This is a genomic window from Thermovibrio ammonificans HB-1 (genome assembly GCF_000185805.1).
Classification (GTDB): domain Bacteria; phylum Aquificota; class Aquificia; order Desulfurobacteriales; family Desulfurobacteriaceae; genus Thermovibrio; species Thermovibrio ammonificans.
Genome location: NC_014926.1, coordinates 36,729 through 61,707, shown reverse-complemented (window position 1 = coordinate 61,707; position 24,979 = coordinate 36,729). Strand labels below are relative to the sequence as shown.

Genomic DNA, 24,979 nt, shown 5'->3' with positions numbered 1-24,979 from the left:
GAGGCGGAGGCTTATCTCCGCCTTTCCCCCCTTATAATTCTCTCAACCATCCCTTCGGGAGAGAACAATGCTTGCAAAGAGGATTATTCCCTGTCTCGACGTTAAAGACGGAAGGGTAGTTAAAGGCGTTAACTTCGTTAACCTGATAGATGCAGGAGACCCCGTTGAAAACGCAAAGGTTTACGACGAACAAGGGGCCGACGAGCTCGTATTTTTGGATATAACCGCCAGCTACGAAAAAAGGGCAATAATGCTCGACGTTGTGAAAAGAACCGCAGAACAGGTATTCATGCCCCTTACAGTTGGGGGAGGGGTCAGAACGGTTGAAGATATAAGAAACCTTTTGAACGCCGGAGCAGATAAAGTTTCGATTAATACCGCCGCTGTAAAGAATCCGCAACTTATAACGGAAGGGGCAAAGCTTTTCGGCTCTCAGTGCATAGTGGTTGCAATAGATGCAAAGAGAGTTGCCCCGGGAAAGTGGGAAGTTTTCATTCACGGCGGTAGAACTCCAACCGGAATAGACGCAGTTAAGTGGGCAAAAGAGGTGGTTGACAGAGGAGCCGGTGAAATCCTGTTAACCTCAATGGACCGAGACGGGACAAAAGCCGGGTACGACATTGAGTTAACCAGAGCAATTTCCGAGGCCGTTAGCGTTCCCGTAATAGCCTCGGGAGGTGCCGGAAAGAAGGAGCACTTCTACGAGGGGCTCGTAGAGGGGAAAGCAGACGCGGTTTTAGCGGCTTCTGTTTTCCACTTTAAGGAAATTTCAATCCCAGAACTCAAAGCCTACTTGAAGGAGAGAGGAGTGTGGGTAAGGGTTTAATACTGTTAAAATCAAATAATCAAAATCTTTTAAGGAGGTAGAGATGCTCCTCTCTTTCGGAGAAGTACAAGAGCCACACGAGATAGTGAACATCGCCTATGCCTTTGCCCAGCAAAAGCAGAGCCAGTGGTTTAACGGTGAGCTCCCGATAGACCCGGTTATGAGGGTTGTATCTATGCTTGAGCAGCAAGCCCAGCAGCTTAAAGCAGACGGCGTTAAGAACATCCAGATTAAAATCTTAGAGGGAACCGACAGAGACGGCGATAAGGTGATAAACGTGTGGGGAATGGGAACAATCATAAAGCTCAAGGGAAACTTAAAGCTCGAAAAGGGGGAATAGGATGAAAATAGGAGTAATAGGCGGAAGCGGCCTTTACGACATAGAGGGGCTTTCTGATGTAAAGGAGGTAAGGCTTGAAACTCCTTTCGGAGAGCCCTCCGATGCCTACATATACGGAAAGTTGGGGGATAAAGAGGTTTACTTCCTGCCCCGCCACGGCAGAGGCCACGTTTACCTGCCATCGGAGGTTCCCTACAGGGCAAATATTTACGGTTTTAAGATGCTCGGCGTAGACTGCATCATCTCCGTTAGCGCAGTGGGCTCCATGAAAGAGGAGATAAAGCCCGGCGATTTCGTGATAGTCACCCAGTACTTCGACAGAACAAAGAACAGACCTTCTACCTTCTTCGGGAACGGTATAGTTGCCCACATTCCCTTCGACACACCTACCTGCCCGCTTCTCAACGAAATCGTTTACAAGGCGTGTGTGGAAGAGGGAATCCCGGTCCACAAGGAGGGAACCTACATCTGCATAGAGGGGCCCCAGTTCTCTACAAAAGCCGAATCTAAGATTTACAGAAGCTGGGGAGTTGACGTTATAGGAATGACAAACATTCCCGAAGCCAAGCTGGCAAGGGAAGCAGAAATTCCCTACTCTGCAGTGGCCCTTGCAACCGACTACGATGTGTGGAAAGAAGGGGAAGAGGTTAACGTAAAGAAAGTGCTGGCAACCATGGCAAGGAACGTTGAGAACGCAAAGAGAATGCTCAAGCGCGTTATAGAAACCATAAGGCCGGAAGATATTGAGAACTCACCTGCAAAGACCGCCCTTGTTGGGGCAATTCAGACAAAGCCGGAGTACATAAGCGAAGAGGTTAAAAAGAGGCTCTGGCTGCTGTTGAAAGACAGGATTTAATTTAATAATGTAATCGGGGGAGCTTCCGCTCCCCCGTAACGTAAACAACATCCGAGGGAAGGGGTGGATACCGAAATCTGGCTGCTCTCGGCCCGCGACGTAGTTCCCAACCTGATTTTTACCCTTTACAGGAAGCCGAAAAAGGTGAGAGTCTTTTACACAGAATGGGAGGTGTCAAAAGAGCGAGCGCAAGGGCAGAAGCTCGTTTTCGAACGATACGGAATAAACTGCTCAACGATAGAGATAAAAACCTACGACCACGAAAACATTACAGAAACCCTAAACTCACTACAAGTTAACCCGGAAAAGGTTGAATTCCTCGCGAATGTAGCAACAAAATACACCGTTGAAGTTATCCACAGATGGCTAACGGAACGGGGAGGTAAAAGCCTATACTACATGCCCGACGGAACAGTTGCCCTGTTCGGCGGTGAAAAACTCTACCAAATAAAAGAAAAAGTCCTTAAAACCGAAGACTTCTTTAACGTTGCCGGCCTAAATATAGAAAGCGTGAGACCCTTCAAAGAGATGTTGGGAGAGAGGTATCAAGCCGCCTACAGTTTTTACAAAAACACAGCCCTTGCCGGCAGGCTAAACGACTTAAGGAAAAATTCCGAAATCCACAGGATTGAGGCGTCCCTGTTCAAAAAACTATCCAAAGAAGAGATGAAAATAGTAAAGAAGAAAGGCTGGATTTTAGAGTTCCTAACCTACGCAGTCCTTGAGCAAAGCGGCCTGTTCCACGAGGTTCTCTCGGAGATAGAGATAAACTACGGCATCGGAGAAAAGAGGGAGTTAAAAAACGAGATAGACATTACCGCCGTTAGGAATAACACCCTCTACTACTTTTCCTGTAAGTCGGGAAAGCTAACAAACCTCAACCTGGAAGACCACGCCTTCCGCGTGGGAAGCCTTGCAAGGCGCATAGGAGGCAGGTTCACCGTTCCCATACTGGTTACTTCAAAGGAGTTACCACAGAAAAAGAAGGAAAAGGTAAAGCTGTTCGGAGTAGTCCCGCTAACAATAAAGGAGCTTTTGGAGTTGGAAAACAACCCTTCAAAGCTCGAAGAGTGGGAGAAAATCGCCCACTCTTACAGGTAAGCCTTAAACTACCACCTCTCTACGGAGTTCTTCGGGCAGTAAAGAGAGGGCCCGGTGCTTCAACAGAGCTTCCCTTTCCCTTATACCGTTAACGTTAACAACCACTATACGGCCAAAACCCCTACCGTAGTAGTTTGCAAAGTCGTAAATGGCGCCTATAACGGCAAGCCTGTTCCGCCTTATCAGGAGTCCGTACCTCTCAAGGGCCACCCTTACCTGCCAGTGAACGTTCGACTCAACGGCTTCCCTCCAGGCAACTTCAAAGTTACCCTCTCCCTTAAAGGGAGAAACGGGAATACAGAGGTGGTTGAGCTCGTTCCTTATAAAGGGAGATTCATCGGCGTAGCCCTTGAGGAAAGCCTTAACAGCACCGCAGTTAACGTGGCCGAGAATCAGCAGAACGGGCGTTTGAAGGTGGATTACGCCGTAATCCACCGAACCTGCAGAGCTCTCTATCTGGTTGCCGATGTTCCTGATTACGAAAACTCTGTCGATGAGCTTCTCGGAGAAAACCGTCGGGTGGACCCTCGAATCGGAACAGGTCACAAGGGTTATAACCGGGCTCTGAGCCTCAATGTGGGCCTCAAAGAACTCCCTCCCCTTTGCCCGGGCGAACTTTTCGTTGTCGAAGAAAATCTCCCTGACTACCTCTTCAGGCGTTTTCCTCTTCACTGTTCCCCCCTTCGTAGGGGCAAACCTTAGAGATGTCCACCGACTTGAGCCTCTCTATATCCTCGTCGAACTCATCGGAAGTTCTAAGGTACTGAAGCACTCCCTCCAAAACGAGCTTCAAACACGGGTCGGGAGGCTCAGCCAGCGAGTACATCACCTTTTGCCCCTCTTTTCTATCCTTAACAAAGCCGAACTGCTTCAACTTAGAGAAGTGAACAGAAACGGTAGGCGTGGAAAGGCCCAAAACCGCAGAGGCCTCACACACGAAAACGGGCCTTTCCATGAGAAGGCGAATGAGCCTTAAACGGGTTCTATCGCCGAGTATCTTTACAGCCTCGGAGAATCTTTCAAACTTCACCCTACCCCCTCAATTTCTTTACAAAGCCGGGTTTAAGAGCGTCTACGATATCGGAAGGAGAAGCGGCAAGCACTTTTACGTTCTTAAACCCTTCCCCTACAAGAAAAGCGTAAGCTATAGCTGCCCTTATTTTACCAGGACAGACTGTACAGACCAGCTTATCGGTAGGAATCTCTGATTTACGGTCGGGAAGCTGGTTGAGGGGGATATTTATGCCGAAGCTGCCGAGGCTAACGAGCTGAGCCTCTTCTTCCGTTCTAACGTCGAGCAAAATGGCCTCTCCGCTCTTCCACTTCTCGAGGAAGGCCTCGAGGGAGATTTTGTGGTTACTCTCGCTGAGCCAGTTGATGTCCATCTGCCTCAGAACATCTGCAAGGGCCATACTCACCTCCTTTAAAGGAACTTTGTAGCAAACTTAATACCGAGGATAAAGAAAATAATACCTAAAATCCTTTTAACCTGAGCGGCGGTAAGGAAGCGGTGGGTAACGAAAGCTCCCAGGTAACCGGCAAAAAGGGCCGGCAGGGCAACGGCAAGCGTAACCTTCCAGTCGACGCTGCCGAGCTTCAAGTAGGCCAAAAAGGCCGAAACCGAAGAGAAAACAACGGCAAAAGCTGTAACCGGAGCAACCTTCTTAGGGCTATAGCCCGCAATCACGAGCATAGGAGAGATGAGAGCTCCTCCGCCTATCCCGAGGAGCCCCGATATAAAGCCGGCAAGGGCCCCAACAAGGGGCGGATACCACCTGTAACCGGTTGCATCAAACAGCTCTCTCTTTGGAACGTAAACCATTAAACCGGCAAAGAAGAGAAACAGGGTGAAAACCGCACCCACCACCCTCTCGGGTAAAACGGTAGAGGCGTAAGCCCCAACCGGAGAGAGAAGAACTGCCGGCAGGAGTATGGGAATCGCAAGGGAGAAATCTACGAGCCCCGCCCTGAGGTTGTGAACCGTTGCAGAAAAGGTAGAGATGAAGTTTGCGAAAAGGCCTGCGGGCCTTGCAACCGGGAAGGGGACCCCGAGGAAAACGAGGGTTGGTATCAGGGCGGCGGCAGAGCCGAGCCCGCCGAGGGCAAAGACAAAGGTGAGAAAGAAAGAGACTCCCGATACCTCAAGCAGGTTCAACACAACCCCCGGCCGTTGACATTTCTCAATGTGCAACTGTGGTGGTTATTTTAAACTTAAATGAGAGATTTATCCAGATATTAGAATTTAGTTAAGTATAATAAAAACCGAATAGTTTCGGAGAGGCAATGCTAAAAACGCTCCTCCTTTTTTTCCTTTTAACACCTGCGGCCTTCGGCATAACCCTGAAGGAGGCCGAAAGGCTTGCAGAGCTTGAACACCCCCTCGTAAAAGAGCTCGAGCAAACGCAGGAGAGCCTTAAACTCCAACAAAAAACGGTTGAAAGGCAGAGGTGGGGAACAGTTGAGTTAAACGGAGGCTACTCAACCTACAACAGGAACTACATGCTGGTTCCCCTCTCCCACCTTCCGACTCCCCTCAATCAACCCCCCTTCGACAGCAGAAAGGCCTTCTACGGGCTCTCCCTGAGGGTTCCCCTATACACGGGAGGCTCAATACCGGCCCGGGTGAAGGTTTTAAAGGCGAGAAAACTCGCCCTGAAGTCTTTGAAGAGGGCAACCAAGTGGCAACTGAAGTTTAACGTTGACTCGGTTTACCTCTCTGTGCTTGCCCTTAAAGCCCAAGAGGCGGCCCTTGAAGACTACAGGAGAAGCCTTCTAAAGCTCAGGGAGGACACAGAGGCGGGAGTTAAAGTCGGAAAGTTTGCAAAGGTGGACCTTCTAAAAGTTGAGTACAGGCTGAAGGAGGTGGAGGGAGAGCTTGAGTCTGTAAGGGCCAGAAAGGAAGCACTGATTGAGGCCCTCTCGGCCCTTGTCGGAAGAAAAGTTAAAGGGGTAGAAGAGGTGAAGTTTACCTACCGGCCCGAAAGGCCGAGTATTGAAAAGCTCTATAGAGAAGCCGTTAGAAGGAACAGCCGGATAGAGTCTCTGAGAAGGGAGGTTTCGGCGGCAAGGGCCGAAAGGGGAGTTGTTGAAGCCAAGTTCGGAGTGAAGCTATCGTTAGAGGCCAAGTACCTGAGGAACTACGGGCTGGACTCGGGGGAGAACGAAGGTTACGGAGAGGCCTCGGTGGTTGTGAGCTTCCCCGTTTTTACCGCAGGTAGAAAGGGGCTCGAGCTTCTACAAAACGGCAGAGAAGTTTTACAAAAGCTCTACAGGCTGAAGGCGGCAGAGCGCGACCTTAAAAGGGAAATAGCAGACGCAGTTTCGGAGCTTAAAAAGCTCCAATCCCAGATAGAGGCAGACAGGAAGAAGCTCACGCTGGCGAAAGAAGTGGAGCGGATAGAGCAGTTAAAGTACAAAAGCGGCAAGGGGGATATGGACCACTTGCTCCTTGCCAAGTCGGAGCGGTTTTTAACCGAGGCTCAGCTAAAGTCCCTCTACTACAGGTGGCTCATAGCAAAAAGGCGGATAGAAGCGATTCTGGAGGTAAACGATGAGCGGTAAGAGGGCCCTTGCCGTTTTACTGATTCTGGTGGCGTTAGGTTTAATAGCCGGGAAAATCCTGATAGAGAAGAGGAAAAGGGAGCTCCTGAGCTATCAACCGCCCAAGAGCTATCCCGTGCCCGCCGAGTACGCGGTTGTGGAAAAGGGGAAGCTCTGCCCCGAAGTTGAGTTCATAGGGAAGGTGGTTCCCCGGGAGTTTGCCCAGATTTCCACCAAGGTGGCAGGAACCGTTCTCAAGGTGACAAAAAGGGAAGGAGAGAGCTTCAAAAAAGGGGAGCTGCTCGTTCTGCTGGACTCTTCGGAGCTTACAAATAAACTCCTCTCGGTAGAAAGGCAGGCACAGGCGAAGGAGTCGCTGCTGAAAGGCCTGGAGGCTCAACTGGCAGCTGCAAGAACCGCCCTAAAGAACGCAGAGGCGGAATACAGAAGGGAGCTATTCCTCTACAAGAGGGGGGCGGTTCCGAAAGAGGCGGTAGAAAAAGCAGAAAACGCCTATTCGAGGGCCAAAGCCCAGGTGAAGGAGGCAGAGTCGAAGATTAAGGAGCTGAAGCTCTCTGTAAAGGCTCTGAGAAGGGAGGCCCTCTCCATCAGGAGCTCCCTGAACTACACCAAGGTGAGGGCCGTTAAAGACGGAGTAGTTGAGAAAGTCTACCTGTGGCCAGGCTCCGTTGCGGTTCCCGGAAGGCCGATTATGGAGGTTTTCTACCCCGAAAGCGGCCTGAAGGTGCTCGTTAACCTGCCGCCAGAAGAGGCAAGGTTTGTAGTTAAGGGAGGAACCGTTGAGGTTAACGGAAAGCCGCTTGGCACGGTTGCGAAGCTCTACCCGGCGGCAGAGCCCAAAAGCGGACTCTACACCGTAGAGGTAGCGCTTAAAGAAAATTCCCGGCTAAAGCCCAACCAGCTCGTTAAGGTGAAACTCCCCTTGAGGCCCTCCGAAGGGTTCATCGTTCCGGTGTGGGCTCTGCTCCACTTAAAGGGGGAAACGGTTGTCCTCGTTTTCACAGGTGACAAGGTGGAGCCCGTTAAGGTTAAAGTGGTTCAGCTGGAAAACGGCAAAGCCGTTGTCCTGGGGAAACTCAGAGAGGGCCAGAAAGTTGCGGTGGGCAGGGAGAGTAAGCTGCTGAAGCTCTACAGGCTGGGAAGAGGATACCCTGCGGAGGCGTTCAATGGGTAGGTTCGTTGAGTGGTATCTAAAAAAACCCCACGGCGTTCTCGCACTGCTACTTTTCCTGTGCGCCATAGGGGTTTTAGGTTTTAAAAACATTCCCAGGAAGTTCTTCCCCGACGCAAACAGGCCGACCGTTGCAGTCGTAACCTTATACCCGGGAGCTTCCGCAGAAGACGTAGCCTCGGAAGTGACAACACCCATAGAGAGAAGGCTGAAAACCATAGACCAGGTAAGGCTGGTAAGGTCTACCTCAAAAGACGGCGTTTCGGTAGTTACCGCAGAGTTCAAGTACTCTAAGAGCATAGACGCCGCGGCAACCGACGTAACAAACCAGCTCTCAAGAGTCCTCCCCTACCTGCCGAAGGGGATTCTACCTCCCCAAGTGCTCAAAGTGACCGACGCCACAAACCCGGTGATGGTTCTCGCCGTTTACCCCAAAAAAGGCTCTCACCTCACAATGGCCCAGGTCAGGGAGATAGCGGAGAACCAGATAAAGAACAGGCTCCTTAACCTGCCCAACGTAGCAGACGTTGAGGTATTCGGAGGGTTCAAAAGGGAAGTTGAGGTAGAGCCCGACTACCTGAAAATGGCCCAGCTCAAAGTGAGCCTGAACCAGCTTTTAAAGGCCATAAAAGAGAACAACGAGAACGCCTCCGCCGGCTTCATAATAAACAGAGAGGGAACCCTCGTCCTGAAGCTAAAGGGAAAGGCCGAGAGGATAGAGGAGCTACGCCAGATAGTTGTAAAGCCGGGAGTAAGGCTTAAAGACGTTGCAAAGGTGAAGTGGGGCCATGCCGACAACTTCTCGGCCTACCACGGTAACGGCCACAGGGCAATCGGTATATCCATTCTGCGCTCCGAAAAAGGGTACGAGCTTCCCGCCATAGAGTCGGTAATGAACTACCTGCCGAAGCTGAAAAAAGAGTTCCCGCAGCTGAACTTTGAAATCGCAGACACCCAAAAGTGGCTGATAGAGCTATCCAACAAAAACATGCTGGAGTCCCTACGGGACGCGATAGTAATGACCCTGCTGGTAATCTTCCTCTTCCTCGCAAACGTAAGGATGCTCATCGTCTCGTTCCTCTCAATTCCGGTAACCTACCTAATTACGGTGGGCCTTATGTGGGCCTTCGGCTTCAACTTCAACATAGTTACCTTAACGGCTGTTATCCTGGCCCTCGGAATGCTTACAGACGACGCAGTTGTGGTTCTCGAAAACATAGAGCGCCACTACTTTGAGCTAAAAAAACCGATAGAGAGGGCGGCAGCCGAAGGAACCAAAGAGGTGATGCTTGCGGTCTTAAGCGGAACCTACACAACGGTTTTAATGCTGCTGCCCATAGCGTTCGTAGGCGGCTACGTTCAGAAAATAATGAGGCCCCTGTCGCTCACCCTAATAATAGCCCTTGTGGTCTCCTACGTTGTTGCGGTAACGCTGATTCCCATAGCCGCCCCTCACATACTCAAGAAAACCCCCGATAAAAACTGGCTCGAAAGGCGAATATACGACTACTTCGTAAAAGGTGCAGTATACAGGCTGAGGGAGTTTTACGCCTCCCTTACAGAGCCTTTTCTGAAGAGAACGTGGCTGAAAGCTCTGGCGGTAGTTCTGGGGTTCTTCCTGTTCGGAATAACGATGAAATCGGTAATGCCGGTAATCGGCAGAGACCTGATGCCGCCGATGGATACCGGCATAGTAATAGTAAGGGCGGAAGCCGACCCTAACACCTCCCTCGAAAAGAGTGAGGAGATACTTACGAAAATGGAAAAGCTCCTATACCAAATGCCCGGCGTGATAAGAGTCTCCTCTACCGTAGGCTCCGAGCCGGGAGTTCTCTCGTTCGGAAGCGGCAAAACCCCCCAACAGATAGAGATGAAAATCCAGTTCATAGACAGGTTCCACAGAAAAGAGACAATCTGGCAGATAGAGGAAGAACTTAGGAAGAAGTTCTCCGCCGTTCCGGGGCTCAGGTATGTAACGGTTATGGACTTCGGAGCAACGCCCCTTTCGTCCATAAAGGCAACGATAGACGAAATGATTTACGGCGACGACCCGAAAGTCCTCAATTCACTTGCCCAAAGGCTTGAAGGTTTAATGCAAGAGGTGAGGGGGCTTACCTCTACCGCAAGGAGCTGGTACTACGATAAAGAGGAGCTACGGCTTAAGGTAGACGGTAGTCAACTTGCAGCTTACGGCCTAACCCCGCTGGAGCTCGTTAAGTACATAGCCGCTTTTGTTAAGGGGGTTCCGGCATCAACGTTTGTCGTGCCCTTAGAGAACGGGCTGAGCGTGAAGCTCATCCTCCCGCAGAACAAAAGAGACTTTGCCGATAAGCTCAACTCCCTACCCGTCCAAACGAAACTCGGAGTTGTTCCCCTCTCAACATTTGTAAAAGTGGAAACGGTTAAAACCCAGAGCAAAATAACCCACCAGAACCTTCTCAACACCATAGACGTGTACGGCTACAGGGCCACCGCTCCAACAACTTTTCTTCAGTCCCAGGTAAACAAACTCGAAAAGGAGCTGAAGCTCCCCACAGGTTACGGCATCTCCCACGAAGGCGAGATAAAACAGATGAACGAAAGCTTCAAAAGGCTAATGAAAGCCCTCGTTATAGGAATAATCATCCTCTACTTCTCGCTTGTTCCCGCCTTCGAGTCGTTTGCCTACCCGATATCTATCCTTGCTGCAATCCCGCTGGCACTCATAGGAGCCGCCTTTTCAATGCTTATAGCCCACAAACCCCAGTGCATGCCGTCGTTTATGGGAATGATTCTCCTTGCGGGCATAATCGTCAAAAACTCCATACTCCTAATAGACTTCATAAAATGGGCCCGGGAGAGGGGTGAGCCCCTTCAAGCAGCGATAATAAACTCCATACGGGTCAGAACGCGTCCGGTTCTAATGACTGCATTTGCAACCTCTGTTGGAATGCTCCCCATAGCCCTGGGCTGGGCGCTTGGGCTTGAAAGGCTTGCTCCCCTTGCAGTTGTAGCAATAGGAGGCCTGATACTCGGAACCTTCCTTACCCTATTCTTCGTTCCGGTTCTCGTCTCACTTATAGAGGACATTAAAAGTTTTTTAACCGGGAAAAGGGTTGACACCTAAGGAAGGTGGTCTATATTATTAGGCAGCAAAGCTCCCCGGTAGCTCAGCTGGTAGAGCGGGTGGCTGTTAACCACCAGGTCGCTGGTTCGAGCCCGGCCCGGGGAGCCATTTTTATTTATACTGAGCTACCCGCTTATAATTTTTAAAAAATTCTGTATAATTTTTAAAAAATTCTGGAACGCCTACAATAACGTTGTAGATTTTTCCCCTTCTCTCCCAACGTCTTAACAGCTCGTTGAAAAAACTTGGAACGGTGTTCCATCAAAATTCAAAACTTTGGGTTTTATGGTTAATCTTCTTAGTCAATACAAGTGGGGAAATTCTTACCCGAGTAAAGAATGCACCATCTCTGTTAGAAATATTCAGATTTTTACCCGGGTAAGGAATTGAACACTTTAAGTTAAGTCTTAACGCTTCTTAGAACATTTTTCAACTTTTATTATTAAAGTTGGCACAAGAGTGCCGTTGATATTTTTAAGCATCAAAGGCTGAATTATTTTGACACAGTCTGCAGTAGCTGTTGAGAAAACACTAAGTAGAAGTACAATGACAGCCAATCCTCTCACGTTCATCCCCCAAATTTGTTGAATATTCAAAGGTCAGTAGCGGGCTCTTAAGAAAGAGCCTTGGGCTAACTTCGCTTGGGTGTGTATTTTTGAGGAGCTCTATCCCTGCTCTCTTGAAGGCCGTGAAAACGAGTTCCGAGCAAAACCATCTATTCCTCTTTTCCAGTTTCCAGTTGCGCAGAGGAAAGCCGAGAATGCCCAGCCAGTCGTAGGGCTTTCCTACCTGGTCGTGGAGGAAAATTTCAATAAGTTCCTTTTGAGCCTCTGATACCTTCACGGAGTAAACGGCAAACTCTGTTCCAGGGGTGTGAGCCCCTGAGAACCTACCCTCTCTAACCCCGCTCCACCACGCCTCAACGACGGTAGGGTCGGTAGGGTCAGATAGGTCCAGCACATACCCTACGTGAGTAAATTCAAAGCCCCACTGCCACCACCTGATAAGGCGGCTCGTGAGACTGATGCCCTTAGAGGCGAGGACGTAAGCCTTAGTCACCGCTGACCTCTAACGGGATTTGGGCATAGGCATCTTGGCAGAGTTTCTTCACGTCAAGCTGGAGGAGCTCCTCAAGGGTCATTGAGTCAACTTGTTCTTCAAGCGTGGCTTCAGCTTTCCAGATTGCCTCCTTCCACGCGATTATCTTTGCTATCTCTACAGCGCGCTTAAAGTCCGGGATAAGGTCTTCAGGAATGGAAAGCTCAGAGATGGCTTCGTCTACTGTCTTTTGTCCTATTACGACGGCAACCGTTGCGTTCCTGACATCTTCCGGTGAAATACCTCTGGCGGCGAATACCCCTTCAAGCCAAGATTTTTCTGATACAAGGTCAGGCAAATCTTCCTGAATTTCTTGAAGCTTCTGATTGATGTATCTTGTAGTGAACCAGTCAAGAGTATCTTTGAAACAGGATTTTAGCTCTGTTTCATCCTGAGGAATGTTCCAGATTTCATTTCCGTTTTCATCAACGGTTTTTGGTTCAATATTTTGGTATATAAGATTTCCAATTTTGATTAGCTTAAGCATTAGTTACCTCCGTTAAAGAATTAAGTTTGAAGTAATATTTCTTGGTATTCCGTTTGCATCGCGAACAAGATTTGCTATCAGACCTGCCAAATCGGTTATTTGTGTTCCGTTGCAAGTAATTACAGTATCTGTAAATCGAAGTATGTTCGTATTCCTTGCATCACATAGCTTAAATAGGTTATTGCCTGTTGAATTGTTGTAGTTTATTTGCGTTTGATAAAAACGCATTACAAACTCGGAGCTACCAAGGTAAACGTAGTAATCACTATCAACGTTTATGTTGATGTTACAACCCCAAAAACCAAGTGTATTTAGCATTGAATTTCCTGCTTCTCCTGCGAAAATGTGCGTAGCCCATTGAAAGAGCGAACCAATTGGGGCTGTAAATCCAGACGCATTGATTTCTGTATCAACCCACCTGAACCAAAGTTTGTTTCCGCTACCGTACAGAAAGTTGCGAACGTTATTTAGCGTTATTTTTGGGTTAGCGTCTAATCCCGGGTATCTATCAAAAACAACTGTTATGTTATCTCTCTTTGCAGACAAAAGAGAGACATCATCAATCGTGAAGTCTCCCATTACGAAGATTCTTCCACAGCCTCCATTAGGTATAGCAGAGAGAGCTTTAGCCGGACTTGCGAATGGCGCATCTTCCGTCCCCGGCGCGTTGTCGTCTCCGTCTGGGTGGACGTAGAGGGTTCTGTTCCACCACTCCTTAATCGTTGCCTCTGCGTCGTTTATAAACCCGTCAACTTCGGCTTTTAGTTTCGGGAGGCCGGGGAGGGCAATTTGGGTTCCGTCGCTGAAGGTAAAGGGAACATCACCGTTTGTGGTGGCTATTTCTGGAAGTTTAGAAAGGACCTCTCTTGCATCCATTCCAGCTGCGTTTAATGCTGCAAGGACTTCTTCAAGGGTTGCCATATTAACCTCCTAATTTGCTTTCAAGGATTTCAACTCGGCGGCGCAGTCCGCTGAGCTGGCTTTGTAGGTCAAGGATTGCCGAGAAAAGGGTTGATATGTTGATGATTAGAGCGTTTGCTACTTCATCTGAGATGTCTTTTACGGCCGTAAGGTTGACAAGGTCGGCTATGAAGTTTTGGAAGTCTACCCAGGTGATGCCGTTCCAGAAGTAGAACTTATCTTCGTCTATGCGGTAGCAGAATTGACCGGGCCGGGGATTGGGAGGGAAAGTCTGGCCCATAAAATTCGTTCTAAGGGCTTCAAGAGCAGATTTCAGAATTGGTGGATACTCAGTTAAGGCTGTGTTTATGTTCAATTTATCTATGGGGTAACTCTGTTCTGACACGCCGGCCTCCGTGGTGTTTGTTTTAGGTTACGGCAGGCCGTCGGTTAAGGCTGTTTACTGTGGCGAGAATTAGGCTTTTATAACTTTTCTGAGTATTCCATTCTGCATGTAATCTTCAGCAACCCAGAGGATAACTTGCTTTTTGCCTATTTGAGGAGCTGGAACCTTAGAGCGGTCGTCAACGAGAACGATTTCTATGTTTACCTGTCCGTTCCCTCCTTTCCCTTCAAACTTCACTGGTATTGACCGGCCATCCGGGAGCGGAACAACGGCTTCAGGGTATTTCCCTTCTCCCACAAGTCCGAGGGTTGGTCTATCTACTACTCCGCCGTTTGCGAAGGCTTTGATGTTTGAAACTAACTGTGCCGTTAGCGATTTGAGCAACAAACTGCTATTTTTCTCCGACTTGTAGTAAAGCGTTCTATCAAAGACTTCTGAATTAGAAGCGATAACATAAGCCGTTCTTTCAGAGTTTCTACTTTGAATCTCTTTTAGAATTTGAATAGCCTGTGCAGGTAAAGATATGAACGGTAATTGGCCTAAGCTTGAATTTTGCTCGGTACTGATTATACTTGCAGGAATGCTGAGCCCTGACGGAAGAGGCACGTAGGCTTTATCTCTTTCAACAACAACCCGTATAGACTTTTTGTCCAGTAGGGGGACGATAGCTTCAGGATATTTGCCCTCTCCCACAAGTCCGAGGGTTGGTCTATCTACTACTCCGCCGTTTGCGAAGGCCTTGAGGGGTATGAAGTGGCCCTGAATTATGCCCCCCTCTGCGGCGGTAAAGCCAAGGATGGACTTTCCAAATTTCACGATGCTTGAAGCTACCCCATGAGCGGCTATGCCTGCAATAGCACTTTCTACAGAAGCTAAGAAGGAGTTAACGTAATCACCAAGGGATTTAAGTTTTCCCCTCATAGCGTCAAAGAAGATAGTTTCAAGGCTGTTTTCTAAAGCCTGAAAGGTTTGGGTCGTTGCATCGTAAATGAGCTGATTTGTATCTCCCCATTTCTTCGACAACTCATCAAGGGACTGAAATACCCCGGCTTTCCAGCTGCTCGTTTGGCGTAGCTTCTCTATGTAAAGCTTTTTCTCCTGCTCGTGTGCCGTCTTTTCTATTTCAAGTCGCTTGTGCTCATAGACCTCCTGAAGCTCCTCGCTCTCTCCAAGTATTCGCTTCTGTTCCTCGTACCACTCCCGGAGCTCAGAAAGTTTAAGCTTCTTCCACTCCTGAGGTTTACGCTCCTTTGCAAACTCTAAGTACTGCTCACGCAACTTCTGAGAGGCTTTTTCTATTTCTGTTTGTCTTTCTAAAGACAGGCTTTCAAGGCTGTAATCGGGCATCAAGGAGAGAGAATTCTCAAAGCTCTTTGAAAGGCCAAAGTCGTAGTTAAAGAGCTCCTTCTTGTTTAGAACGCTTTCAAGTAGCGTTTCTTCAAGCGTCTTTGAGCTGAAAAGAGAAAAGGCCTGAGAGCTTAATAGACTCTGAGTAACCTCAAAGGTTGAAAGGAGCTCTCCCTGTTCCTTCTGGCCACTTTTACCGGCTTTAGGAGCTCCTTTAGGGGAGTAGGAAATCTCTTCCTTTGAAGAACCTTTACTCCAAAAGTCCCCGCTAATTACTCTCTGCTCCAGCTCGCGTAGCTTCTTAAGAATTGCGTCTCCGAGCTCAGTAGTGCTTTCGGTTTTAACAGGCAAGGGCACGGGAGTGTCGGTGAGTTTCTTCGGGTGGTTCCTTTTGTATTCTTCAAAGGCCTTGAAGGTTTGAGCGGAAGGAAGCTGTGGGGGTTGGCCTGATATCCCCAGAACCGAACGTATGTTAGGCTGTTTTTCAAACATCTGACTGGTTGTAGGAAAGGCTCTCTTTGATTTTTCTGCTATTTCAGCTATGCCGCCTATAACGGTTCCAAGGAGAGCTCCCCTTTTACCCAGCAGAAGGTAGCCAAGAACGCCAAACTCCGTAATCTCTTTGTGAGAGTTAACAAAGTCGTAAATGCTTTTGCCGAAACTATAGAGGCTGTCTGCCGCAACTATTACGCTCTCTGTGGCATGTATGAACTTAAGGGCAACCTCTTTTGAAACAGACTTCAGTTTCTCCTCATCTTTCAGAAGGCCTTGGAGGTAATCCCTTGCGTCTTTAAGCGCTTCATTCATAACGTGGAAGGTATCTTTAAAGACGCTTCCCTCAAGCATTGAGATGAGGTCTGAAACTGAGGAGGTCACGCCCTCCCAGGTATCTGCAAACTCTTGTGAGGCCTGAACGAAAGCACGGAATTTCCCCATTACATTTTCGTAAAAGGTTCCCTGCTCCTTCCAAGTTTGAAGGAGCTCCCTATTAAGCCCTAAAGCCCTCAAAAGCTGGTCGTTCTGGTCAACGTACCCCATGAGGAGGTCTCTACCTTCCTGTGCCGCCTGTCCGTAACCGAGTCCTATAGCCTTTGCGGCGTTAACGAGAGCCTCGGAAAGGTTTAAGACCTGCTCAAGGGACATGCCCATTTGGGCGGCAAAAGGAAGGATGGCCTGAAAGGTCTGAAGGAGCTCCTGAGAGGTTGAAGCCGTCTGCATTGCTCTATAGAGAATTTTCCTGTAGAGCTCCTCAGCCTCGGCCTGAGCGGCCTTAAAGGCCTCCATGCCAGAAAGAACCTGCCCCTGAGCGTCTCTGAGCTCGTAAGCAGAGGTTATGAGGGCCGCCAGTCCCAGCTTGGCGGTTTGAAGCTGGGAATTGAACTCTATTCCGCCCTTGACAATTTCGCTGAAAGTAAATCCACTTAATGCCGTGGCGGCTATTGTTTTGAGATTGAATACCGCGCTCTGCAGGGCCTTTACGCGCTTTTCTAACACGGAAAAGGCGGCAGCACTCTTACTTGCAGCCTCTTTAGCCGAAAGAGATAAAGAGCGAAACCTGCCAGAGGCTTGAGTAGTCTCTTTCTCAACTCTGTCAACCTCTTTCCCCAGCTTTTGAAAACTATTTGAAACCAGACCAACAGAGGTTGCGGAAGAAGAAAACTGCTTAAGGTTCTTTGAGAGCCCTTGAAGCTCCTTCGCAGCCTTTTCAAGCGTCGCACTGGCCTTATCTACTGCCTCAATTTCTATTCTGAGCTTAGGTTCCATCTCTCGGCCTCTGCCTCAGCTATAAAAGACTTAATTAGTTCAACTATCCTGATGTCCCTGAAGCTCCAATCTGACAGTTTCTCACCGTAAAGCAGGTGGCCGTCTTTATAGTGGTTGTAGAGCCTAAAAGCCCTTCTGATTTCAGGATTAAGGAAGTAGGCAAAGGGACACCTGTTAACGACGACTCCGTTTTTAGGGCTTCCGATAGTTTTAGAGAACTTACTGCCCGCCTTATTCGGGCAGTTTCTAACTCTTTTGAGGTTCTCCGTGCACTTTTCACAGTTGAACTCATCCCTTAGCTCCTCTGAGAAGACTGCGACGAAGCTGGCGGCTCGGAGCTCCTCTCTAAAAAATCCGGAACGAGGGTAAGGCCAATAACAGCGTCAACGACTGCCCTCATGTCAAGGTAGTGGAGTTCCTCAGGGTTAAACCCAAGTACCTTGGCGATTTGAGCCTGATGTTCAGGGTGAAGGAACCTTCCCTCTTTGGCCGCTTTATTAACCTCAAGCTCAAGGTCAAAGGGTAGCTGAGCCACCTGTGCCCCGGTAAGGGCTTTTACTTTCACTTTTTGCTTAGAGACCGGGAGAGTAATCTCTTTTTCCACGGTTAACCTCCTAAATGAACTTGAGTTTTAAGGGTTTAAAGAAAAATCCGCCTCTCTTTTGAGTGGCGGCGTGAACGGCCAGAGCCAGACTCCAGAACCTGTCGGCGTGGCTCTCCTGCGTAGAGCCCTCGTATCTAACGTTGCCTGCGTTCGTAACGGTCTTCCTGACAGAGTGTAGGTCCTCTCTTAGGTCAGGGTCTGCCGGAACTCTTATGAGCCTATCCTGAAACTTGGCACGGAGCTTTTCTGCAAGCTCCTCTTTGTTTTTCGCAGAAAAGTAAACGGGAATGACTTTGGAGCCAAAGCGCTCTTTCAGCTCCTCGGCAAGTTGCATTCCAAGACCCGTTTCGTCTATCGCTAAACGGCGGGCATAGTGAGCGTAGTGGCTGATTAATTCAAGCTGTTCCCTGAAGGGCTTTTTTGAGAGCTCCTCAATCCTGCGGACGTAGAGGACGTCTCCGAGCTTTTCAAGGAGAGTAATCACAGTAAGGTCTTTCCTCCTTCCAACGTCAACGCCGCAGTAGAGCTCTCCCTTTAGCTCCTTAATGTCCTCAACGAGGAGCTCCTCTTTCGGCATTTCGCACTTTTGAATCAGCTCGTAAGGGAGAACGGCGTCTGCCTCGTCTATGAACTCAACTAAGTACTCGGTTCTCCATGCGTCCTCATTCTTTATACCGGCACGGAGCTCCTCTACGTCAACTTTAAGGCCCTTGGCAACTGCCTCAAATATGTTCAGGGAGTAGCGGAACCACTTAGGATTGTTCTCGCTAATGCTCCAGAGGTAGTAAAAAAGGTCGTTCTTCCCGAAGGGCGTTGAGATGGCAACAAGCTTGTAATCTTTCTTCCTCGTGATAATCGGAAATACCGCCCTGTAAACTTCCTGCCAGTTCTTGAAGAAGGCCACCTCGTCCATTATGACGTCGCCGGAGAAACCTCTAATGCCGTCAGGGTTTGCAGGAAGGGCTATTATCTGGCTACCGTTGGGGAAGTTGACCTCAAGCTTTTTAAGCTCGGTGTCTTCAAAGAACTTAACGCCGGTTAACCTCATTGCCTTTATGTGGAGCTTCACCTTGTCAACAAAGAGCTTGCTCTGCCTCTCGGTGGGAGAGACTACGACTATCGCGTGGTTGGGCTTTGTGGTTGCCCTCCTCGTTGCCCAGTAGGAGACCACAAAGGACTTTCCTGTCTGGCGAGCCATCTTGATTACGCTGAACTTGTGGGAGTCTATGCCTTTAACTATCTCTATCTGGTAAGGAAGGAGTATTGCCACTTTAAGCTCCGTAGAGTTCCTGTATTTTCTTCAGGATTTCCGGGGCGACTTTGCCTTCCTCGGCTCCCTTTTTAAGGATTGCCATTGCCGCCTTTTCTCTCTCCTCTCTTGCCTTCTGGAGCTCGGAGATGGTCTTTGCTAACTTCTGAACCGAGGAAATCAGCTCGTGGGGGTCGTCAAAGTCCATTGATTTAATGTCTTTAACGAACTTAAAGAGGCGGTTGGCAAGGATAACCGATATGCTCTCTATAACGTCGGTTGCCGGGTTCTCTTTGAGGGTCTCTATGAGGGCCTTCGTCTCCTCGTAGATTTTTTTGTAATCCTCAGCGGCCTCGGCGTAGGTTCTGTAAGCTCTATGGATTGAAGACTTTGAAATGTCGTAGCCCTCGCTCCTTAAAACGCTCTCTATCTGCTTGAAGCTCAGCTTTTCCTTCTCGTAGAGGTAAACAATTCTATTTATAAGGTCGTTAAGGGTAGCTTTGCTCCGCCTTGGCATTACTCGTCCTCCAGCAGGATACCGTCGTCGCTTAGAGTCCCTTCAAGAAGGTCCTTACCTCTGGGCAGGAGCTTGAAGACCTTTATTTTTCGGCGGCGTTTAAGGGGGTGGGGGAGCTCCCTTTTTTCTACGTACCCCTTGTCAGCCAAGTATTCAAGGCTCTGCCTTATCTCTTTATCTCTCCAGTATTCGTAAAAGACCTCTATTACTGCCGTCTCGTCCGCCGCTTCAGGGTATACGTCGTGAAGGAAGGAGAGAATTAGCCCTCTCAGTCTTTTCTGGCTGTGCATCTATCACCTCCAGCAAGCTTGAAAAGTTGCTCTGTAAGCCACCTCTGGTAGCCGTCTATTTTGAGGTGGAGCTCCCTTACTTCTCCCCTCCATCCTGAAACGTCCTTCCAGTGGAGCTCCTTTGGGGTGTATTCCTTTTGAACGCTCTTCACCTCTACCTTCAGTTGACCCAGCTCGTTTTTGAACTGCTCGTGCTCCTCCTTGATGTAGCGGAGCTCCCTCTCAAACCACCTCTGGAGCTCCCTGTTTTCTGACTTTATAGTCTGGCGGAGCTCCAGTATCTCGTCGTGTAGAGGATTTGAAACCCAGCGCTTGAAAGCCCAGATTGCCGTGATTATCGTTGCTCCCATCTGGGCCGCTATCTGAAGAACTTTCAGAAAATCTGCATCAAGAGTCACAGTTTCCTCCAATCAGCTTGATGAAGGTTTTTAGGGGAACAACAATTAGAGGCTCCTTCTTGTCTGCCTTGACAGCTAAGATGTCTGCTCCCTCAAAGAGACCATAGATAGAGAGTTTCTTCCTGACTTTGCACTGAACGCTCCCAAGGCCCTCTACAAAGAGGTCTGCTTTTCCAAGGCTTGCCGCAGACCTGACTACCTCAAAGCCTGCTTCCTCAAAGACCTTCTTTACCTGACGCTCAAACCTCGTCCCCTTTGCCTTTGCGTTCATTTGCTCCTCACGATTTTGACAATCTTCTCAAGGCTCCTGCCACCGAAGTAGAAACCGTAAACCCAGAGCAGGAGGCTCTGAAAGGTGTTAACCATCTGGGCGGCAAACTCGTTCTTTGCAGATAGAAAGAAAGCTATTGTGAACATTACAGTCAGGTAAATAAGAACCATCGGGCGAACGTTCTTTGAGAGGAAACTGTCGCTGGTCATGTCGTACCTGGCCATTTCCCTTGCCGAGGCCCTGTCGGCAAGCTCCCACTTTTCCGGTTCCATCTGGAGCTCCATCTTCCGGATGGCCAGTTTCTCAAGCTCAATCCTCGTCTGAGGGTCGGAAAGGAGCTCCTCAACTTTCTGAGCAACGTCAGGAGCTTTCTTTTTGAGAAGTCCTTTCAAGGCTTCAACTATTCCCGGAATTAGCGCCGCCACGACGGGAGCCATTACTTACTCCTCCACTTGTCTGCTCTTTTAAGAACCTTGTTTACATAGCTTTGGTTTACATATGTGCCGTCAGATTTTCTCCTCGGGCTTCCGGCGTTGTAGGCCGCCACTGCGTCGGGGACGTTCCCGTACTTTTCGTAGAGCCTGAGGAAGAACTTAACGCCGTAGTAGAGCTGTTTTTCCCAGTCGTCAAAAAGAGCCGTGAGCGGGCCCTTGTAGCCCATCGTGCGGTAGTTGGCCCCCATAACTTGCATGAGACCAAGAGATGTTTTCTGAAGGATTACTTCTATTTCCGGGCTTGAGGAGTAGTAGCGGTAGTAGCGCTCTGGGGAGACGAGATAGCGGAAGTGGGATTCGTAGCGGGCGGCGTAGGGGTTGAAGGAACTCTCAGTCTCCACTATCCCCATTATTACCGGTAGCAGGTGCCGGTACCTTTCGGGAAGGAGCTCCTTTACTTTTTCCCTTACCATTTCAGGGCTAATTTCAGGGCTAATTCTCGTCATCTCAACCTCTTACCAGATTTCAATTGTGAATTCGTCATCTACGCCGGTTGCTTCAAACTGAATCTCATCAACTACAATGCCGTCTTGAACTGCATCTGAGACGTTGGTGTAGGTGACGCGGGGAAGGGTTATCTTGTAGCGGCTTCCCGGCTCAACAACTGTCATGGTTGGTCCTGAAGCGTCAACGACTATCGGGTCGGTCCCGTTGCCAAGGTAAACGCCCCAGACGTCAAAGGTTGCCCTCTTTTCAGCGTCAGGGTTGAACTTGCCCTGAACTACCCTTTCCTGAACCACAATCCCGGCTATTCCACCGGGAGCCGTAATTGCCGCCCTCGGCTTAACGTCAAGTCCAAAGTCAAGCTCAAAACTCTCGCAGGTAACCGGGTAAGCAGTTTCCCCTACAAGGATTTTCACGTTCTCGTTTACAAGGGGCGTGGCAATCGCTTCGGGAGCTTCGTCTGGAAGGTCGGCATCCTGAATGTCCTGAATAAGGGCCGTGAAGGTGTAGTTAAGGTAAGGAATGTTCCCGCTTTTTATTTCTATCTTTGCTGAGCCTTTACCCGCAGAGCCTACAAACTTTTTCCCTGCTCTATACAGCTCAAACTGAACGGTGTCGGAGCTCCCCGTAGTTGGGGTTATTACAGTTTTGCCGTCTGAGAAGTTTACCTTGCACTCGCAGGCCTTTAGAATCTCCAGATGGGTCGCTACCCTATCGCCGCGGCCGCACAGGGGCATCTTGAAGGAGAGCTCTATGTATCTCCTTACAACCCTGTCCGGCTGGATTTTTGAGATTGTATTTCTGTAGATGTTTCTTCCAGCTTTATCCGTCTTTACTGAATAGGAAATGTCCTCGGCATCAACGAGAACTAAAGAGGAAGTTCCAATGCGAAGGGCCGTCTGTTTGTCGGTGAAAGGCATATTTACCTCCTGCTCGGCTGTTGTTTTTCAGGTTATCGCCGAACAGGAGATATTACTGTTTACTGTGGCAGGATTAGTAATTCAAAGGAAGTTGCGGCTGTTGAGGTGGAGGAAGTACCTCGTGGACTTTCTTAACAATGTATTCTTTGTTAATGTACACCCTTAACTCTTTGTCAAGAACTTGAACAATTTCCAAATCACAGATTAATCTCGTTCCCACGGTGAAAGAGTACTTTCGGTTTTTTAAGTTTTCATAGAAAGTATCATCCTCAATATAAGCAGAGATTTTTTCTCCCTTGTAAATAAACTCCCACTTACGCTCCCGGGCAAAAACAACCTTGAGTACTATGAGCTCTTCTTTTTCAAAAAAGAGGCACCTTGTCTCCTCTTTAAGAAGTGGGTTTGTCTTTATAATGTAAGGGATTTCTGACTTAGATAGTTGAAACAGCTCTTTCCTCTCGTTTCCTATTATTTCCTCTATCTCTACACCAGATACCTTATCTTCCTCTACTATAGGTTCAAAAGTATCCTTAATGGCCCTATCTATCCTCTCGCTCTTAGTGATTATCTTGTAGGTTGTTTTATCCAGCTCTATACGGTTATTGTCGCCACTAATAATTACAACCTTGCTCCCCTTATCTTTTATCTCCTTAGGTTCTTCACCCCTAAGGAGTTTTTTGACCATTAGTATGGCACCGACAGTGTAGGTTATCTTTTCAAGGGTTTGAGCATCAAGGTTGTTAAAAAGACTCTTAATTTTCTCAAGAGTATCAAGCAGTAGATTGAGGTCTACTAAAAAACTTCCTCTACGGGTGGAGGATATGCGGATATTGAGCTTTTTACCAGTTCTAAGTTCTTCATTGACCTGCTCAATTAAGGAAACAAACCCCAGGAGAGATTGAAGCAGTACCGGGGCTGAAATATCCTCTAAGTCTCCCTTGTACTTAAAGGTGATTCTCTTTTTCTCCATTACATTACCTGGCATAGTCCGAAACTCAACGCTTCCAAATGATAACAAAAAATATCAATCGGTGCAGACTACTCCTTTAAGGCTTTCCTTGACCTGTTCTTCGTTGTCGTAGTGGTAGGTTTCAGTCTGATTATCAATAGTTTGTGTTATATCCATACCGTTAGAGCTGTAAGAGATTACGACGCTTCCATTCTGAGCCTGAACTGTTATTTCCCCATCAGTAACTTCGTCTCCGGAGTATTTAAGCGGCCTGGTGGTTTGCACCTTCAGCCAGCCGTCAAGGCACCCAAGTTTCACGTAGCCTGAGAAGGAGTCGGAAGTTTCATTACCGCTTCCTGCTATGTCAAAGTCATAATCTATCTGGGCTTCCGTGGCCAGAGGGAAGTCGCCGAGAACGTAGGTTGCCCAGCCGGTAAGTTCGTAGTTTGCCGAGGAGAGCTCCTCCCCTGACCAGGTAATATTTGTATACGTCAGTTTTAGGTTGTCATAGATGTAAGTCTCGTCAACATAACCGTCGTATGGGTAAGCTTCGTCAGGAGTCCCGTTTTTAAGGTGCTTCACAGTACCACTGACCTCTATTGTGGCACTCTGGGGAAGACAATCTGGGTCTTTCAGGTCTGACGCGGTTATTTTCATAACGAACTGAGGAACCTTATCGCCACCAACAATGTAGTCGCCCAACCGACATATCATATCTGACTTAGAGTAAAGGGCTATGCGAATGTACTTTATATCACTACAACTTTGTTCCTGCACAACTCCCTCTTTCAGCTCGTAAAGGACTGAAGCTCCAAGCCAGTTCCCGTTATCGCACCTGATGGATGCTATTCCCCTGCTCGTGCTGGGGTTTAAGTCTTTAATTCTGTTTAAGATTTGAGGAATTAAGCCGGTCGGCTGGGAGCTCCCTCCTCTTGTATTAATACCCTCTGACGAAATTCCGGTAAGGCTGTTAATAGTTCGGGCAGTAGTTGTAGGAGTAGCTTCAACTTCTTCAGGACTGGATATTTCCGCAAGTTTATAGGTTTCAGTAGTTGTAGAAACTGACGAGGTTCCTCCTCCACCGCCGCCCCCGCAGGAGGCAAGCAGGATAACTCCCCCTACCGCTAATGCTTTCTTCATAATATCCCCATAAAACTTATTTATGGTTATAGTCTATCAGGTCACCGTTTGGAACTATAAACCTTACAAGGGCTATGTCCCTTAACTCTTTCGGCCTTACAACTATTGGGGGATAAGAGGGGTTAATGCTCTCAAGAACTACCGTTCCATCGCCGTTGTTTTTCCAGTAGCGTTTAACCACCAGGGTGCCGTCTTTTAGTAAAGCCGCTACCAGGTCCCCCTTACCCACCGTGGCATCTTTATCTACCAAAACAATGTCCCCCTCAAAGATGCGAGGCTCCATAGAATTACCAACTACCTTAATGAAGAAGAGCCTGTGATTTGCAAGGCTTGTAGGAACCGGGAACCACACGACTTTATCTGGTTCCACTAAATTCGGGATAAACTGGCCAAAGCCTGCCTCCCCTTCGGCTATCAGGGGAATAGGCTTTACAACAAATTCGGGGGTTGCAATTATCTGGGCCTCTGTTTTGGGCCTGAACATCTCCCCCTTGCCTTGGCGGAGCCACTCGGGGTTTACGTTGAATGTTGCCTCAATTTGACGCAATGCTCTTTCCGGAATGTCGTATCCTACCTGTTCGTATCTTTGATAAGTTTTTAAACTTACCCCCAACTCTTTTGCCATCTTGCTTTGACTTAACCCTAAATGCTCACGGAGTTTTCTTAATCTCTCATTTACGCTCATTCAGCTCTCACTGTTGAATTTTTACCCGGGTAAGATTTCAACACCTCAAAATTCA

28 protein-coding genes and 1 tRNA gene are annotated in these 24,979 nt (G+C 48.5%); 8 read left to right on the top strand and 21 right to left on the bottom strand.

Going from position 1 to position 24,979, the window contains the following annotated elements:
* Positions 1-67 precede the first annotated feature (67 nt).
* The 4 genes from hisF (at position 68) to THEAM_RS00365 (ending at position 3,123) form a co-directional block, all read left to right on the top strand.
* Positions 68-826, top strand: coding sequence for an imidazole glycerol phosphate synthase subunit HisF (hisF, locus tag THEAM_RS00380; protein WP_013536835.1), 759 nt, complete (start codon positions 68-70; stop codon positions 824-826).
* A 43-nt stretch (positions 827-869) separates the two neighbouring features.
* Complete coding sequence (locus THEAM_RS00375) at positions 870-1,166, top strand: hypothetical protein (RefSeq protein ID WP_013536834.1); 297 nt, start codon at positions 870-872, stop codon at positions 1,164-1,166.
* Position 1,167: 1 nt separating this feature from the next.
* Positions 1,168-2,022, top strand: a complete 855-nt coding sequence (mtnP, locus tag THEAM_RS00370; RefSeq protein WP_013536833.1) for an S-methyl-5'-thioadenosine phosphorylase — start codon at positions 1,168-1,170, stop codon at positions 2,020-2,022.
* A 63-nt stretch (positions 2,023-2,085) separates the two neighbouring features.
* Positions 2,086-3,123 carry a Card1-like endonuclease domain-containing protein gene (locus tag THEAM_RS00365; RefSeq protein ID WP_013536832.1) on the top strand — a complete coding sequence of 346 codons (1,038 nt, stop codon included), beginning with the start codon at positions 2,086-2,088 and terminating at the stop codon, positions 3,121-3,123.
* A 3-nt stretch (positions 3,124-3,126) separates the two neighbouring features.
* On the opposite strand, the gene THEAM_RS00360 is transcribed toward THEAM_RS00365, so the two are convergent.
* The 4 genes from THEAM_RS00360 to THEAM_RS00345 are packed head-to-tail and all read right to left on the bottom strand — an operon-like array spanning position 3,127 to position 5,281.
* The gene (locus THEAM_RS00360; RefSeq protein ID WP_013536831.1) at positions 3,127-3,795 is read right to left on the bottom strand and encodes a carbonic anhydrase; all 669 of its coding nucleotides are present in this window, start codon (positions 3,793-3,795) and stop codon (positions 3,127-3,129) included.
* The gene (locus tag THEAM_RS09345; RefSeq protein WP_013536830.1) at positions 3,776-4,153 is read right to left on the bottom strand and encodes an ArsR/SmtB family transcription factor; all 378 of its coding nucleotides are present in this window, start codon (positions 4,151-4,153) and stop codon (positions 3,776-3,778) included. The genes THEAM_RS00360 and THEAM_RS09345 overlap by 20 nt, the downstream gene beginning before the upstream one ends.
* A gap of 1 nt (position 4,154) precedes the next feature.
* Complete coding sequence (locus THEAM_RS00350; protein ID WP_013536829.1) at positions 4,155-4,535, bottom strand: rhodanese-like domain-containing protein; 381 nt, start codon at positions 4,533-4,535, stop codon at positions 4,155-4,157.
* 11 nt (positions 4,536-4,546) lie between these two features.
* Positions 4,547-5,281, bottom strand: a complete 735-nt coding sequence (locus tag THEAM_RS00345) for a sulfite exporter TauE/SafE family protein (protein ID WP_157629596.1) — start codon at positions 5,279-5,281, stop codon at positions 4,547-4,549.
* Between the two features lie 125 nt (positions 5,282-5,406).
* Here THEAM_RS00345 and THEAM_RS00340 point away from each other — a divergent pair, with 125 nt between their 5' ends.
* The 4 genes from THEAM_RS00340 to THEAM_RS00325 all read left to right on the top strand — a co-directional run bounded on the left by THEAM_RS00340 (position 5,407) and on the right by THEAM_RS00325 (position 11,069).
* Positions 5,407-6,684 carry a TolC family protein gene (locus THEAM_RS00340; RefSeq protein WP_013536827.1) on the top strand — a complete coding sequence of 426 codons (1,278 nt, stop codon included), beginning with the start codon at positions 5,407-5,409 and terminating at the stop codon, positions 6,682-6,684.
* Positions 6,674-7,858: an efflux RND transporter periplasmic adaptor subunit gene (locus THEAM_RS00335; protein WP_013536826.1), complete on the top strand. Its 1,185-nt coding sequence runs from the start codon at positions 6,674-6,676 to the stop codon at positions 7,856-7,858. The genes THEAM_RS00340 and THEAM_RS00335 overlap by 11 nt, the downstream gene beginning before the upstream one ends.
* Complete coding sequence (locus THEAM_RS00330; protein ID WP_013536825.1) at positions 7,851-10,961, top strand: efflux RND transporter permease subunit; 3,111 nt, start codon at positions 7,851-7,853, stop codon at positions 10,959-10,961. Before THEAM_RS00335 ends, THEAM_RS00330 begins: the two co-directional genes overlap by 8 nt.
* Positions 10,962-10,993: 32 nt before the next feature.
* Positions 10,994-11,069 (top strand) — tRNA-Asn (locus THEAM_RS00325).
* A gap of 423 nt (positions 11,070-11,492) precedes the next feature.
* On the opposite strand, the gene THEAM_RS00320 is transcribed toward THEAM_RS00325, so the two are convergent.
* The 17 genes from THEAM_RS00320 to THEAM_RS09330 all read right to left on the bottom strand — a co-directional run bounded on the left by THEAM_RS00320 (position 11,493) and on the right by THEAM_RS09330 (position 24,924).
* Complete coding sequence (locus THEAM_RS00320) at positions 11,493-12,020, bottom strand: YiiX/YebB-like N1pC/P60 family cysteine hydrolase (RefSeq protein ID WP_013536824.1); 528 nt, start codon at positions 12,018-12,020, stop codon at positions 11,493-11,495.
* Positions 12,013-12,546 carry a hypothetical protein gene (locus THEAM_RS00315; protein ID WP_013536823.1) on the bottom strand — a complete coding sequence of 178 codons (534 nt, stop codon included), beginning with the start codon at positions 12,544-12,546 and terminating at the stop codon, positions 12,013-12,015. Before THEAM_RS00315 ends, THEAM_RS00320 begins: the two co-directional genes overlap by 8 nt.
* 12 nt (positions 12,547-12,558) lie before the next feature.
* On the bottom strand, positions 12,559-13,467 hold the full coding sequence (locus THEAM_RS00310; protein WP_013536822.1) for a hypothetical protein: 909 nt from the start codon (positions 13,465-13,467) through the stop codon (positions 12,559-12,561).
* 1 nt (position 13,468) lies between these two features.
* On the bottom strand, positions 13,469-13,852 hold the full coding sequence (locus THEAM_RS00305) for a hypothetical protein (protein WP_013536821.1): 384 nt from the start codon (positions 13,850-13,852) through the stop codon (positions 13,469-13,471).
* 69 nt (positions 13,853-13,921) lie between these two features.
* On the bottom strand, positions 13,922-16,342 hold the full coding sequence (locus THEAM_RS00300) for a phage tail tape measure protein (RefSeq protein ID WP_332254044.1): 2,421 nt from the start codon (positions 16,340-16,342) through the stop codon (positions 13,922-13,924).
* A 916-nt stretch (positions 16,343-17,258) separates the two neighbouring features.
* Positions 17,259-17,567 (bottom strand): hypothetical protein, encoded by a 309-nt coding sequence (locus tag THEAM_RS00290; protein ID WP_013536819.1) that lies wholly within the window; start codon positions 17,565-17,567, stop codon positions 17,259-17,261.
* 10 nt (positions 17,568-17,577) lie between these two features.
* Positions 17,578-18,837 carry a terminase large subunit domain-containing protein gene (locus THEAM_RS00285; RefSeq protein WP_013536818.1) on the bottom strand — a complete coding sequence of 420 codons (1,260 nt, stop codon included), beginning with the start codon at positions 18,835-18,837 and terminating at the stop codon, positions 17,578-17,580.
* A 1-nt stretch (position 18,838) separates the two neighbouring features.
* Positions 18,839-19,333 carry a phage protein Gp27 family protein gene (locus THEAM_RS00280; protein WP_013536817.1) on the bottom strand — a complete coding sequence of 165 codons (495 nt, stop codon included), beginning with the start codon at positions 19,331-19,333 and terminating at the stop codon, positions 18,839-18,841.
* A complete protein-coding gene (locus THEAM_RS00275) occupies positions 19,333-19,623 on the bottom strand; it encodes a hypothetical protein (RefSeq protein WP_013536816.1) in 291 nt (96 codons plus the stop codon). The genes THEAM_RS00280 and THEAM_RS00275 overlap by 1 nt, the downstream gene beginning before the upstream one ends.
* Complete coding sequence (locus tag THEAM_RS00270) at positions 19,602-20,021, bottom strand: hypothetical protein (protein ID WP_013536815.1); 420 nt, start codon at positions 20,019-20,021, stop codon at positions 19,602-19,604. The genes THEAM_RS00275 and THEAM_RS00270 overlap by 22 nt, the downstream gene beginning before the upstream one ends.
* Entirely contained in the window at positions 20,011-20,292 is a 282-nt protein-coding gene (locus THEAM_RS00265; protein WP_013536814.1) for a PDDEXK family nuclease, read from the bottom strand. The genes THEAM_RS00270 and THEAM_RS00265 overlap by 11 nt, the downstream gene beginning before the upstream one ends.
* On the bottom strand, positions 20,289-20,729 hold the full coding sequence (locus THEAM_RS09340; RefSeq protein WP_013536813.1) for a 3TM-type holin: 441 nt from the start codon (positions 20,727-20,729) through the stop codon (positions 20,289-20,291). Before THEAM_RS09340 ends, THEAM_RS00265 begins: the two co-directional genes overlap by 4 nt.
* On the bottom strand, positions 20,729-21,232 hold the full coding sequence (locus THEAM_RS09335; RefSeq protein ID WP_013536812.1) for a lytic transglycosylase domain-containing protein: 504 nt from the start codon (positions 21,230-21,232) through the stop codon (positions 20,729-20,731). The genes THEAM_RS09340 and THEAM_RS09335 overlap by 1 nt, the downstream gene beginning before the upstream one ends.
* A 9-nt stretch (positions 21,233-21,241) precedes the next feature.
* Complete coding sequence (locus THEAM_RS00250; protein WP_013536811.1) at positions 21,242-22,150, bottom strand: hypothetical protein; 909 nt, start codon at positions 22,148-22,150, stop codon at positions 21,242-21,244.
* Positions 22,151-22,223: 73 nt separating this feature from the next.
* A complete protein-coding gene (locus THEAM_RS00245) occupies positions 22,224-23,120 on the bottom strand; it encodes an LAPAL motif-containing putative phage structural protein (RefSeq protein ID WP_013536810.1) in 897 nt (298 codons plus the stop codon).
* Between the two features lie 54 nt (positions 23,121-23,174).
* On the bottom strand, positions 23,175-24,239 hold the full coding sequence (locus THEAM_RS00240; RefSeq protein ID WP_013536809.1) for a hypothetical protein: 1,065 nt from the start codon (positions 24,237-24,239) through the stop codon (positions 23,175-23,177).
* Positions 24,240-24,255: 16 nt separating this feature from the next.
* The gene (locus THEAM_RS09330; protein ID WP_013536808.1) at positions 24,256-24,924 is read right to left on the bottom strand and encodes a LexA family protein; all 669 of its coding nucleotides are present in this window, start codon (positions 24,922-24,924) and stop codon (positions 24,256-24,258) included.
* Positions 24,925-24,979 lie beyond the last annotated feature (55 nt).

Excerpts from the sequence above, each read along its gene's own strand:
- THEAM_RS00300 (WP_332254044.1), bottom strand. The coding sequence starts at position 16,342 with ATGTCCCTTGAGCAGGTCTTAAACCTTTCCGAGGCTCTCGTTAACGCC.
- THEAM_RS00335 (WP_013536826.1), top strand. The coding sequence starts at position 6,674 with ATGAGCGGTAAGAGGGCCCTTGCCGTTTTACTGATTCTGGTGGCGTTA.
- THEAM_RS00250 (WP_013536811.1), bottom strand. The coding sequence starts at position 22,150 with ATGCCTTTCACCGACAAACAGACGGCCCTTCGCATTGGAACTTCCTCT.
- THEAM_RS00315 (WP_013536823.1), bottom strand. The coding sequence starts at position 12,546 with ATGCTTAAGCTAATCAAAATTGGAAATCTTATATACCAAAATATTGAA.
- THEAM_RS00330 (WP_013536825.1), top strand. The coding sequence starts at position 7,851 with ATGGGTAGGTTCGTTGAGTGGTATCTAAAAAAACCCCACGGCGTTCTC.
- mtnP (WP_013536833.1), top strand. The coding sequence starts at position 1,168 with ATGAAAATAGGAGTAATAGGCGGAAGCGGCCTTTACGACATAGAGGGG.
- THEAM_RS09330 (WP_013536808.1), bottom strand. The coding sequence starts at position 24,924 with ATGAGCGTAAATGAGAGATTAAGAAAACTCCGTGAGCATTTAGGGTTA.
- THEAM_RS09340 (WP_013536813.1), bottom strand. The coding sequence starts at position 20,729 with ATGGCTCCCGTCGTGGCGGCGCTAATTCCGGGAATAGTTGAAGCCTTG.
- THEAM_RS00310 (WP_013536822.1), bottom strand. The coding sequence starts at position 13,467 with ATGGCAACCCTTGAAGAAGTCCTTGCAGCATTAAACGCAGCTGGAATG.
- THEAM_RS09335 (WP_013536812.1), bottom strand. The coding sequence starts at position 21,232 with ATGACGAGAATTAGCCCTGAAATTAGCCCTGAAATGGTAAGGGAAAAA.
- THEAM_RS00245 (WP_013536810.1), bottom strand. The coding sequence starts at position 23,120 with ATGGAGAAAAAGAGAATCACCTTTAAGTACAAGGGAGACTTAGAGGAT.
- THEAM_RS00350 (WP_013536829.1), bottom strand. The coding sequence starts at position 4,535 with ATGGCCCTTGCAGATGTTCTGAGGCAGATGGACATCAACTGGCTCAGC.
- THEAM_RS00265 (WP_013536814.1), bottom strand. The coding sequence starts at position 20,292 with ATGAACGCAAAGGCAAAGGGGACGAGGTTTGAGCGTCAGGTAAAGAAG.
- hisF (WP_013536835.1), top strand. The coding sequence starts at position 68 with ATGCTTGCAAAGAGGATTATTCCCTGTCTCGACGTTAAAGACGGAAGG.
- THEAM_RS00375 (WP_013536834.1), top strand. The coding sequence starts at position 870 with ATGCTCCTCTCTTTCGGAGAAGTACAAGAGCCACACGAGATAGTGAAC.
- THEAM_RS00280 (WP_013536817.1), bottom strand. The coding sequence starts at position 19,333 with ATGCCAAGGCGGAGCAAAGCTACCCTTAACGACCTTATAAATAGAATT.
- THEAM_RS00275 (WP_013536816.1), bottom strand. The coding sequence starts at position 19,623 with ATGCACAGCCAGAAAAGACTGAGAGGGCTAATTCTCTCCTTCCTTCAC.
- THEAM_RS00340 (WP_013536827.1), top strand. The coding sequence starts at position 5,407 with ATGCTAAAAACGCTCCTCCTTTTTTTCCTTTTAACACCTGCGGCCTTC.
- THEAM_RS00240 (WP_013536809.1), bottom strand. The coding sequence starts at position 24,239 with ATGAAGAAAGCATTAGCGGTAGGGGGAGTTATCCTGCTTGCCTCCTGC.